The organism is Eilatimonas milleporae (assembly GCF_003688555.1).
Lineage (GTDB): Bacteria > Pseudomonadota > Alphaproteobacteria > Sphingomonadales > Kordiimonadaceae > Eilatimonas > Eilatimonas milleporae.
Genome location: NZ_REFR01000010.1, coordinates 777029 through 787465 on the forward strand (window position 1 = coordinate 777029; position 10437 = coordinate 787465).

12 protein-coding genes are annotated in these 10437 nt (G+C 52.7%); 8 read left to right on the forward strand and 4 right to left on the reverse strand.

The features are described from left to right. Nucleotides 1-29: 29 nt before the first annotated feature. Both BXY39_RS08260 and BXY39_RS08265 read left to right on the forward strand, forming a co-directional pair. Nucleotides 30-389 carry a hypothetical protein gene (locus tag BXY39_RS08260; RefSeq protein ID WP_147453514.1) on the forward strand — a complete coding sequence of 120 codons (360 nt, stop codon included), beginning with the start codon at nucleotides 30-32 and terminating at the stop codon, nucleotides 387-389. Between the two features lie 262 nt (nucleotides 390-651). Further along, nucleotides 652-834 carry a hypothetical protein gene (locus BXY39_RS08265; protein ID WP_121938343.1) on the forward strand — a complete coding sequence of 61 codons (183 nt, stop codon included), beginning with the start codon at nucleotides 652-654 and terminating at the stop codon, nucleotides 832-834. A 39-nt stretch (nucleotides 835-873) separates the two neighbouring features. On the opposite strand, the gene BXY39_RS08270 is transcribed toward BXY39_RS08265, so the two are convergent. After that, nucleotides 874-1512: a GntR family transcriptional regulator gene (locus tag BXY39_RS08270; protein WP_121938344.1), complete on the reverse strand. Its 639-nt coding sequence runs from the start codon at nucleotides 1510-1512 to the stop codon at nucleotides 874-876. A gap of 23 nt (nucleotides 1513-1535) precedes the next feature. Further along, a complete protein-coding gene (locus tag BXY39_RS08275; protein WP_121938345.1) occupies nucleotides 1536-1793 on the reverse strand; it encodes a hypothetical protein in 258 nt (85 codons plus the stop codon). Between the two features lie 353 nt (nucleotides 1794-2146). Between BXY39_RS08275 and BXY39_RS08280 the strand changes: the two genes are divergently transcribed. From BXY39_RS08280 to BXY39_RS08305, 6 genes are all read left to right on the forward strand, one after another. Further along, complete coding sequence (locus BXY39_RS08280) at nucleotides 2147-2470, forward strand: ribbon-helix-helix protein, CopG family (protein ID WP_121938346.1); 324 nt, start codon at nucleotides 2147-2149, stop codon at nucleotides 2468-2470. After that, the gene (locus BXY39_RS08285) at nucleotides 2463-4661 is read left to right on the forward strand and encodes a type IV secretion system DNA-binding domain-containing protein (RefSeq protein ID WP_121938347.1); all 2199 of its coding nucleotides are present in this window, start codon (nucleotides 2463-2465) and stop codon (nucleotides 4659-4661) included. The genes BXY39_RS08280 and BXY39_RS08285 overlap by 8 nt, the downstream gene beginning before the upstream one ends. Before the next feature lie 3 nt (nucleotides 4662-4664). Continuing rightward, nucleotides 4665-7589 carry a MobF family relaxase gene (gene mobF / locus BXY39_RS08290; RefSeq protein ID WP_121938348.1) on the forward strand — a complete coding sequence of 975 codons (2925 nt, stop codon included), beginning with the start codon at nucleotides 4665-4667 and terminating at the stop codon, nucleotides 7587-7589. 130 nt (nucleotides 7590-7719) lie between these two features. Beyond that, nucleotides 7720-8043, forward strand: a complete 324-nt coding sequence (locus BXY39_RS08295) for a hypothetical protein (protein ID WP_147453515.1) — start codon at nucleotides 7720-7722, stop codon at nucleotides 8041-8043. Between the two features lie 139 nt (nucleotides 8044-8182). Beyond that, complete coding sequence (locus BXY39_RS08300; RefSeq protein WP_121938350.1) at nucleotides 8183-8650, forward strand: mobile mystery protein A; 468 nt, start codon at nucleotides 8183-8185, stop codon at nucleotides 8648-8650. Beyond that, entirely contained in the window at nucleotides 8647-9234 is a 588-nt protein-coding gene (locus tag BXY39_RS08305; RefSeq protein ID WP_121938351.1) for a mobile mystery protein B, read from the forward strand. The genes BXY39_RS08300 and BXY39_RS08305 overlap by 4 nt, the downstream gene beginning before the upstream one ends. A 121-nt stretch (nucleotides 9235-9355) precedes the next feature. On the opposite strand, the gene BXY39_RS08310 is transcribed toward BXY39_RS08305, so the two are convergent. Together BXY39_RS08310 and BXY39_RS08315 are read right to left on the reverse strand one after the other, a co-directional pair. Then, nucleotides 9356-10099 (reverse strand): hypothetical protein, encoded by a 744-nt coding sequence (locus tag BXY39_RS08310; protein WP_121938352.1) that lies wholly within the window; start codon nucleotides 10097-10099, stop codon nucleotides 9356-9358. Nucleotides 10100-10159: 60 nt separating this feature from the next. Further along, the coding region (locus BXY39_RS08315) for a transposase (RefSeq protein ID WP_147453516.1) at nucleotides 10160-10437 on the reverse strand (278 nt) is incomplete at its 5' end.

Below are 10437 nucleotides of genomic sequence, written 5' to 3' on the forward strand. Positions count from 1 at the left end.
CCCTGCTGGCTAGATAAGGACCCCAAAGGATGCAAACCTACACCCTCATTGTGGCAGCAATGACCGTCAGATATGACGGCTTTTGTCCCCTCGGCGAACAATTCGCCACCGTCAGAATTGTCACTGCACCAGACCTCGATAATGCCTGCGTCAAAGCTCTTCAGGATGCAAGCGGCTGCGTTGATGCGGGACCGTTTCACCTGTTCGGTCCCTATTTTGTGTGCGCCGTCATCCCCGGCAGATGCCCGGATGTGACCGCCGCAAAAGACTTTCTGGAAGTCCCCAAACCTTATTGCAAATCCGAGCGGATGCGCACCTTTCACACGCATCTGACAAGAGTGTTGGAGTGGGAAAACATTCTTGCCACGGGACCGGACATTCCCTTTTGAGCCATCACACAGAAGAGGCAACGGCCCCTTCTTTTCAGTTCTGAAACGGTACGCCAAAACGGAGACAAAGACTGTCTTTCTGACCTCCAAGCCTAAGCCACCGCACCGCACCGCGTCGAGGATGCCGGGTCCCCCCCAATTTTTTTGAAGAAAAAAATCGGCTCCCCCCGGCCCCGGCAAGCCGGCCACCTAAAGGTGGTCCCCGACCCAATCCGGCACGGCATCTTAGGCAAAAACGGTATCAAGACAAAGGAGACGGATCATGCAGAGCATTGCACGCGAAATCGACGATCTTCAAGCCGAACTGACAGGAGCCATTCTGAGCAAAACAGAGCGTAAAAAAGCACAGACCAGACTGGCGGATCTGCGTAAACAACAGACGGAACAGACCGCCGACTTCCTGCAAATGATCGAACAACATGATGATGAAATGGTTCATCCTTGAGATCAATAACGGAGGGGTTGCGGCCCCTCCCGCCACCGCCTATTGCGCCGCGATCCGTACAGGCTCGACACCGCCTAGAAAATGGGTCCGGCACATGGACAAAAATCTTTCCGTACGGCCCATCTCCATGGCATCAATCAGATAGGCGTGTTCACAAACGTAACGGAACACTTCCTCCTGACTGCTGAAACGTGTCCGGTTTTTCAAAAGCTGCTGCGTGCCGAGACAACAAATCTGACGCGCCAACGGCCCGGTATCCACCGCATGAATGATGCAGGCATGGAAGGCCGCGTCCAAATCCGCCGCCTCGTCAAACCGCTCATGGCGTCCGGCTCCGCACATGCTCAAATTGATCTGCTTGAGGCGGCTCAACAGTCTTTTGGTCAGCACAGGCGTCAGCTTTTCCAGTGCATACACCTCCAAGATCACACGCAATTCCATGGCCTGATCCAGCGTCGCTTGAGACGTGGACGCCACCACATAGCCGCCTCTCATGCCGTCCGGTACGCGGTCAATCCAGCCCTCACACGCCAGCGTCTCCAAGATAGTTTTCGCCATCGACCGGCCCACATCATACAGCTTGCAAATCTTGCGCAGCGACAATGTTTCATCCTCGGCCAAAACGCCGCTCTGAATGTCGCTGATCACGTTGCAGACATGTTGCTCTGTGTCCGTCATGGCGGTATGATGACGGCTTCGGCTCAGCCTTGACCCGGCTTGTGTGGCGGCTTCTGTGTGGGCCGGGGCGTTAGACGGGTCAGGGCTTGTCCCAGTCCGATTGCGCCCACCGCGCTGGCCAGCTTGGCAAGGTCCCGCACGTCAAGATCGTCCCCCATCGCACGCACGAACGGCATACCGTAACTGACCGCCAGTTCCTGTTCCTTGGCTTCTATCGCCTCGGTCAAAGCCTGTTTCTGGGCCTGCAAATCCGACAATGATACGCTCTTGCGCCGTGCCATGTGGCGTCTCCTTCATATGATTGAAAAAAGACCCCCCAATTCAATCCCCGGCAAAGAGGACCCCTCCAGTGTGTTGAGCGGATACGCTAAAAGCAAGCTTTACGCGCAAAATCGTGAACACACCTGATGCACAAACTGCGTTCCAAATTCTTCAATGTTTACAATATGTTTACCGTTTACAGAAAAAAATGTCCCGTTTACGCGGCTGTGTTTACAGAGCGGAAAAAAAGGAAAGCCGTTGTTTACCATGGCGCTATCCGTTTACACGCAAAGGAAAAAAACTTGCTCAATTAGCTTTTTTATGGTTGAGTAAAGGTGCCTGAAATGTCTTTGCGGCTCTATGGGAGCTGCACATGCTTGTCCCTCTCGGCACGAGACTCGAAAAGGCGACTTACGACAAATTCATTAACCTGGCAGAGACCAACGGTCTCTCTCGCTCCGAACTATTGCGCGTCCTTGTGGAGGAAGCCGTCAAGGGTGACAAATTCCGTCCGGTCACCGAAGACAAAGTTCTCTTTACCATGCTCGGGATTGTCACCAAGAGCTTTTTCCTGAACCAGTTTCTCGCGGAAGCCCTCGACAAAAAAAGCGCCAAGGCGGTTCTGGAAAACGCGGAAGTCTATCTACTGGACAAGGGCATCATCCAACCTTGCGACCCGGAGGCGGACGATGTCTAGGTTCTTTGACTCCGCGACCACCACCTTTGTCCGGGGCGCACAAACCACGATCCATGAGATCAAGATGATGGCGCAGTCACTCAGGATGACCCTTTTCATCGCGGTCATTTTGATCAGCGTCATGGCGGGTATTCAGGCGTGGAATGTGACCTCACCACGGGACCGCTACATCGTAACCACCTTCTTCACAGCCACCTTCAAAACCATCGTTTATGGGAACAAAGGGACGGTTCATTACCAGACTTTGAGCGGCAAACATCTCCGAGTGTCAGCCATCAGATTCGTCAAATCAAATACGGCCAAGACGGTCTGGCTCAAGATCGGCAGTGGGGCCGTGCAAGGGGCACTCTATGGATTGTCCATCGCTTCCATTCTCATTCTGATCATCTTGATCTTCTTCTATTATAATGGCCGCCGGGTGGCGAAGGATTTCCATGTCCGGGGCTCACGCATCGGCACCACCGGCGAGTTGGCCACCCATTTCAAGGCACTGGGCGACCCCGGTACGCTGTCCATAGGTGGCGTGCGCCTGCCCCACTTTTTTGAGACCATGAATCTCGCCATGGTGGGCGCATCCCGCACGGGAAAGTCCCGTCAGATTATCGACGCGCTGATCGCGATCCGACAAGGACGCCAGAAGGCCGTCATTTATGACTTCGGCGGGTTGTTCATCAAGCATTTCTATAGGCCGGGAAAGGACTATATCCTCAATCCCATGGACGAACGGTCCGTGGAATGGCGTCCCTGGTATGATCTGACCGAAGCCCCGCATTATGCCCAGCAAGCGCATTCCCTGTTTCCAGATGAACGCGGACAGGAGCCCTTCTGGACGTTGTCTGCGCGTGCGGTCTATGCCGCTCTGACACGCAAGCTGGCCACCTTCAAAGACAGGAAACCAAGCATAGAAGATCTACTTTACTGGACACTGCAATCCAAGGCGGAGGATGTGGTCGATTTTCTCGAAGGCACGGAAGCCACCAGTGCTTTTGGTAAAGATAAAACCGCCTCCTCGGTCATGGCCCATGTGGCAGCCTATCTCCAATCCTTCAACTATCTCAAGACGGAAGGACAGCCTTTTTCGCTGCGCCAGTGGGTCCAGAATGAAGAGGATGAAGGCTGGCTATTCATCGCGACACGCGACGATCATGTGGACGCGGTCCGCCCGCTCATAAGCCTGTGGATGGATATCGTGGTCTCCGCCATCATGACCCTGCCAGAGAATATGAACCGGCGGATCTTCTATATCATTGATGAATTGACGACATTGAATGCCCTGCCCTCTTTGCCCAAGGCGCTCGCACACGCCGCCAAATATGGCGGCAGCGGCATCATCGGCTATCAGTCCAAACCGCTTCTGGAAGGTAAATATGGCAATGCGGCCGCGGCCATCTCAGGAGGCTGCCATACGAAATGCATTTACCGATGCAATGACAATGAAACCTGCAAATGGGCGGAGGACGCCATCGGTTCCGCGGAACAGGCCGAGAGCAATGACGGCATTTCTTTCGGCATCAATGATATCCGCGACGGCAGAAGCGTGAATATCGTAAGACGCAGCCAGCCCATCGTCATGGCCAGCGAAATCAACAATCTGAAAAACCTGCAATTCTATTTTCGCGCCGGGTCCAACACGCCCGTCGTACCCATCGAACTGATTTATCAGGAACTGCCGCAAGTCGCCCACGACTTCATACCGCGCGAGAATGAGAAAATCATCACAGAATGGAATACCGAAAAGATGGCCCGCCTGCCTGCGCCGTCCGCATCCGCCAAAACAGAGACTGACAGACATCCGCCGAAACCCGCGTCGAACGACCCCAAAGCCCCCGAAACGCTGCCAGCCGAACCTGAAAGAGGGCCTGCCGCCACAGACACGGCACCGAACAGCCCTGATACACAAGTTGCCGAACAAGGGGTAGAACCGGACGGGCCTGAAACCCAATCGCATAAAACACCTCCTGGCAAGACAGACGGCACGGCTTCTCCACCCACCCCGAACGTGGCGCAAACGCCGTCCGATACCGAACCCTATATGCACCCGGTCATCAAGGACGCCCCCATCCAGGAAAAGCCAAAATCCCCGGTCAAAAAACGTGCCCAGAGAAAACAAAAACCAGCCGAGACACAACATGAACTGGCGAACCTGATCCCGGATTCCATCCGCAAAAACACGTCTCACGGAAAGCGGTAGGCAATGCTGTCCATAGGAAAAATAGACGCCAGTCCGGGCGTAGCAGCCCGCTACTACAAGCAGGGCGATTATTACACCAAATCGACACAGGAGGTATCCGCCTGGGCCGGCAAGGGGTCACAGCTTTTGGGTCTAAATGGTCCCGTCAAAGCCCGTGATCTGGAAAAAGTCCTCAGCGGAATCCTGCCAAAAGGACACACCGCCGGTTGGGCCAATAACCATAAAGGGCATGCGAAAGGCTGGGATTTAACCTTCTCGGCCCCGAAAGGCGTGAGCGTCATGGCCACCGTTGGCACCGATAACCGCCTTGTTCAGGCCCATAGAGAGTCCGTCAAAGAGGCGCTGTCATGGATGGAAACCTATGCCTATGTCCGTGTCCGTTCCGAAGATAAGAGTATCGTCTTCAAACAGACCGGCAATCTCGTGGCCGGCATGTTCACGGAGTTTTTTTCCCGCGCCCTGGATCCCCAGCTCCATACCCATTGCCCCGTCGCCAACATGACCTATGACACCGAGCGGACCGGCTGGTATGCGCTACACAGCGACGCTTTGTACAAAATGAAAATGGCCGCCGGCCAGATCTACCGCAATGCGTTGGCCTTCCGTGCACGGGAATTGGGGTATGCGATCACGGCGAATGCCAGGACCGGCCTCTTCGATATTACCGGCGTTCCCGAGAGCCTGCTCGACATCTATTCCCAAAGACGCAAAGAGATCAAAGAGCATGCCGATAAGGAAGGGTGGAAGTCAGCCGAGGATCTGGCCCGCGCCACGCTGCTGACCCGGCCAAACAAAAAACATGCTGACCATGAAAGCATCATGGGCGATCTCAGGCTCCGGGCAAAAGACAATCTTCTGTCTCTTGCCAAGCTGAAATTGCACGCCGAGCAACGGGAAGCCCCGGTCCAGCGCGACACCAAGCATGCAAGACGAGCCGTCAAATTGGGGTTGTCCCATCTTTCCTCTCGCGAAGCGGTTTTCGAGCATGGGCATGCTGTTCAGGAATCCCTCAAGACCAATATCGGACAGGTCACGCTTGAAGATATAGAAGCCGAGTTGCCTGAACAGAGTGGTCGTTACCGCTACCAGTCTACGCAACAGCAAACCGGAGGGAAACGCATTTATCAGGGTCATACCTTAGAAAACTCGGTCGTCTGGGAAACCCGCCTCTGGAAACTTCTGGAACGCGGCAGACGTGTTGTCAGACCCCTCGCCAATGAAAAAAGAACGCACACAGCCCTTGCCGTGTCGAGCCTTACACAGGAGCAAAAAGGGGCGGCCCGCTATGTACTCAGAAGCCGCAACCGCTTTTTATCCATCGAAGGCGTGGCCGGCGCTGGCAAATCCCACCTGATCAGAACACTTGTGGAAGCCGTGCCCAGCCGGATCTTCTATGCGCTCGCCCCCACGGCATCGGCTGCCCTCGACCTGGGTGAAAGTGCCGGGATACAGGGCGGCACCTTGGCGGGTTTTCTCCAGAAAGGAGGCCGAGATACCAACCACAAAACCATCCTGGTTGTGGACGAAGCCTCCATGTCCAGCACACGCCAGGCAGTTCGCCTAATGCAAATCGCTGAGAAAAAGTTCGCCCGGATACTCTTCACTGGCCAACGCAAACAGTTCGACAGTATTGAACAGGGTAAGCCATACAGCTTGATGCTGGATGCCGGCTTGGAAGGCCCTTATCTGAAAAAAAGCTACCGTCAGAAAAACGGAGCCATGAAGTATCTGGTCGCCGCGGCCAAGGACGGAAAGGTATCATCCGTTTTCAATCTTCTCGGTGACCGCGTGGAAGAAATCGACAACGAATGTCTGGCCAAAGAGGTGGCTGACAAATGGATCGGGCACGCCAAGCGGGACCATATCCAGATCGCCTCACTTGACAATAAAGGGCGCATTGCCATCAACGGCTACATCCGCGATCACCTTCAGTCCGACGGGATCATCAGCAGCCGTGATCATCAGTTCCATGTGCTGTCATCAAAAGCTCTGACGCCCGCTCAACTCACCCTGGCCGACTATTATGACAAAGGCGACCGGGTGGTCTTTCACATGGGCCACAATTCAATGGACGTCGAAAAGGACGAACAATATGAGGTGCTTCAGGTCAAGAGCGGTATGGTCCACCTGAAGCCTAGAAAATCCGGCAAACCTCTGATCTTTGATCCCCTGACATCCACAACAAAAGGCATGTCACTCTACCGCTATCTCTCGCGCGAGCTGTCCGTGGGGGACAAGATCCAATGGAGACAGAATCTCTCAAACGGTCATAACATCCAGAACGGCCATACCGGGAAAGTCGTGGCCATCAATGGAGATAAGGCTACAATTACGTTCGATCATGGCGTCCAAAGCACGATTGATCTGAAGGAGCATCCTTATTGGGACCACGGCTATGCCATCACGACATACAAACAACAGGGCAAGACGACACCCATAAACTGGATCGTGGCCAATACTCAAAACTCCCCGGAAATCAACCAAAAGACTCTCTATGTCTCTGTGAGCCGGGCTCAATACAGCGTCCAAATCTTTACCGACAATGTGAAACGGTTCCGCAGCACCATTGAAAAGAATCCAGGTGGAAAAACATCCTCGCTAGAAGGTCTCGGGGTCGATATCAAACTGCCGGAAGCTGAGGACCGCCGAATTCCGGAAACCCGGCATCTCGAAAAAATATTCGACCGTTTTCCGGAAAATATACGCACTTCGGCCATGAATGTGCTGGATATCTTCGAGCAACGGCGACGCACACATGAACAGCACGCCGACCGTCATCCCACCATCTCTAAAGCCACGAAATCTCTTGGAAAAGACCTCAAAACCAGCGCGGCCGAACAAACCCGGTCACGCGAAAACGAAGCAGGCCATGACGCGCGTACGGCCGAACCGTCCCACTCCCGCGCATATGAAGGAATCGAGAGATAACGTCCGCGCCGAAACCATTCACCAAAAACAACAAAGCCACCCGCGTGCCGACCTGACAGACCTGGCCATCTGCGAGCAACAGATCTTGTTCGACCGGTAATACGGCGTCCGACGCACACGGGCGCTTAAAATGAAACAACGTGTGGGCGAAGAGGAACACGCCCGGTATCACGCGCAACTCAAGCAGTCGGGTATCGACAGACGCTGTTTCATTGCAACAGCGGTGTTCGGACTGGAGACCCCCGAGATCCATGTCTTGAGGCGGTTCCGATCCGTCATAGAATCTCCTTTCAAAGCTCAGGAAACGCTCTCCACTTTTGCGAACCAAGTCCACTATCGGGTTGCACGAGATTTTGTGCTTGGTCGTTTCCTGCTGAAGAAGGGAATTCAGCAGGCGGGCAATCGAAACATATATGGCCCTGGTGCAGGCGAGATCATCCTTCACCGCCGCTGAGCCGGTTTCCACACCTATTATTTGTCTATGAATAGATTTACATTGAGATTTTTTTGTATATTTATATATTGACAAAAATTTATTAAATGTCAATAAATATATCAACCATAATGGCAAAATGTAAATATATAGGTATACAATGTCAATCAGGAATATCGTTGTAAAGCAGTATCGGGAGAAGGTAAACCGAACAGCGAAGGCTGTAAGCCAGATCGGCATGCCTGCCGAGGGCTGGCTATGTACGGCACGCAAAGCGCTGCATATGTCCGCCGCCGAGCTTGCACGACGCTTGGGCAAAAGCCGGGCGCTTGTATCCAATACTGAAAAGGCCGAGCTTGATGGCGGTGTCACGCTCAAAACTATGCAGAACATGGCCGAGGCCATGAACTGCAAATTTGTTTATGCAATTGTCCCCCAGGAGAGTGTGAAGACAATTCTGGAAGAGCAGGCGCACAAAAAAGCAAAACAGATCGTTGAGGCTACGGGCACCCATATGGCGCTGGAAGACCAGGCATTGTCGCAGTATGAGATGGAACTAGAAATCGAGCGTGTCGCAAGGGACCTTTTGCACGATATGCCGTCTGATTTCTGGAGGGACACGCCATGAAAATGGACTATCCGGAAGGCGCAACACCGCTTGACCCAGACGAAATGGAAGGGCTCAAATTCAGGCATATCACGACAAGGGGCGAGCTTGACCATCTGGAGCAGGCCAATATCCAGGATGGCATTGCCTGGCTGTCCCGAAGCCGAGAAAAAGACATTCTGACAGAAGTCTTTGTCTGCAAGCTTCATGAGCGCCTGTTTGGTGAGGTCTGGAATTGGGCAGGTTCATTTAGGCGCACTGGCAAGAATATCGGTGTAGACCCCATAACCATCAGCGTTGAACTGCGTATATTGTTGGATGATATGCGCTATTGGGTGGAGCATGGCACGTACCCGGAACTGGAGGCGGCTATTCGTTTTCACCACCGGCTGGTGTTTATCCATCCGTTTCCAAATGGCAACGGCCGCCATGCACGGATCATGGCCGATGCGGTTTTGCAGAAAATTTATGGCAAGGCTCTCATTGACTGGGCTGGTGGTCATGACCTCCAGGCCATGAATGAACGCCGTAAAGACTATATCGCTGCTTTAAGAGCTGCGGATCGGAGTGACTATGATCCGCTTTTCAAGTTTGCCGGGTTGTGATCAGGTTATGGGATCGCCCGGATTCTCTTTATGCTGATGCAGACAGTGTTATGATCCACTCTTAGTGGAGATATCTGATCGTGCCTGCATCAGGTAGCACTAGATAAAGACATTACAGCTATTAGCTTAGGCTTTTCAATAAATTGAAAATCCCTCCGGACAGTGCAAAATAGCTCACAGCAATCAAAACGGTAACACTGGCATATCCTGCCAGGCTATTGCTTAGGGTAAAATTTTTCAGAGATGTTAAGACAAGCAACGCCATAGCTAGAAGCGCCGTCAATAGCCCCGCTATCTGCAAAAGCACATAGAAGGAAAACTGTTGTTCTTCTTCCCAAAGCGTCCAGGGACCATTTGCCTTCATATAGTTTTGGGCGTTCTCGGTCATTATTGCACTGGCCATGTCGATTGCCTCAAGAGAGTAGATATATAGGGCAAGAGCGAATATGATACCGACGACTAGGGAGTTGAGAGTTTCGGGATTATTTTTATAGTGCCACGCTTTGATGCCAACAACGGACGTTCCACTAAATGTAGCGATCATTTCGATTGAGATCGTAATGTATGGGAACTTCGTAAAGTAGAACCACAGTAGGCCCATTAATCCTGCGATGCCAACACCCAGTATCACCGGGCCCTCATTGATGTCAGATTGTGAGTTCTTAGTACCATAGTAGTTCTTATTGATTGTGGGCGAATTAATCTGAATTTCGCCACCATGTCCAATATTGGTGATATCTCCATGGTTTTCATAGTGATTTGTCGGCGGTGGTTTTCGTGTCATCAAAACAGCCGTTAGCACCAAGCCGAGTACAACTGGGATACCAAAAGTGATGAGTGGGGAGTCGGAGAGTAGTGTTTCCATTTCAAATCCTTTGTTTGCGCCCCATCTAAAACGATAAAGATGTAAAGCTTTCGTTTGACACTAGGCTGTAGACTCATAAGCTCTCAAGCGCAGGCGTATTGCGGCTGCGGCTAGCTTCACCATTGCCAGAAAGGTTGAGCCCAGTTTGTCATATCGGGTTGCAATACGTCTGAAGTATTTGAGCTTATTGAAGAACCGCTCAACGGCATTACGGTCTTTGTACAGGAATGGACTGAAGCAGATTGGATCTTTGCGGTTGGAACGGGGCGGTATGTTGGCCCAGGCCCCTTGCTCCATAACCATGGATCGCAGCCAATCAGCATCATAGGCTTTGTCTG

Bases quoted from the DNA above. Each gene is read 5' to 3' on its own strand.
- BXY39_RS08285 (WP_121938347.1), top strand. From the start codon at position 2,463: ATGTCTAGGTTCTTTGACTCCGCGACCACCACCTTTGTCCGGGGCGCA.
- BXY39_RS08260 (WP_147453514.1), top strand. From the start codon at position 30: ATGCAAACCTACACCCTCATTGTGGCAGCAATGACCGTCAGATATGAC.
- BXY39_RS08275 (WP_121938345.1), bottom strand. From the start codon at position 1,793: ATGGCACGGCGCAAGAGCGTATCATTGTCGGATTTGCAGGCCCAGAAA.
- BXY39_RS08265 (WP_121938343.1), top strand. From the start codon at position 652: ATGCAGAGCATTGCACGCGAAATCGACGATCTTCAAGCCGAACTGACA.
- BXY39_RS08280 (WP_121938346.1), top strand. From the start codon at position 2,147: ATGCTTGTCCCTCTCGGCACGAGACTCGAAAAGGCGACTTACGACAAA.
- mobF (WP_121938348.1), top strand. From the start codon at position 4,665: ATGCTGTCCATAGGAAAAATAGACGCCAGTCCGGGCGTAGCAGCCCGC.
- BXY39_RS08305 (WP_121938351.1), top strand. From the start codon at position 8,647: ATGAAAATGGACTATCCGGAAGGCGCAACACCGCTTGACCCAGACGAA.
- BXY39_RS08295 (WP_147453515.1), top strand. From the start codon at position 7,720: ATGAAACAACGTGTGGGCGAAGAGGAACACGCCCGGTATCACGCGCAA.
- BXY39_RS08300 (WP_121938350.1), top strand. From the start codon at position 8,183: ATGTCAATCAGGAATATCGTTGTAAAGCAGTATCGGGAGAAGGTAAAC.
- BXY39_RS08270 (WP_121938344.1), bottom strand. From the start codon at position 1,512: ATGACGGACACAGAGCAACATGTCTGCAACGTGATCAGCGACATTCAG.
- BXY39_RS08310 (WP_121938352.1), bottom strand. From the start codon at position 10,099: ATGGAAACACTACTCTCCGACTCCCCACTCATCACTTTTGGTATCCCA.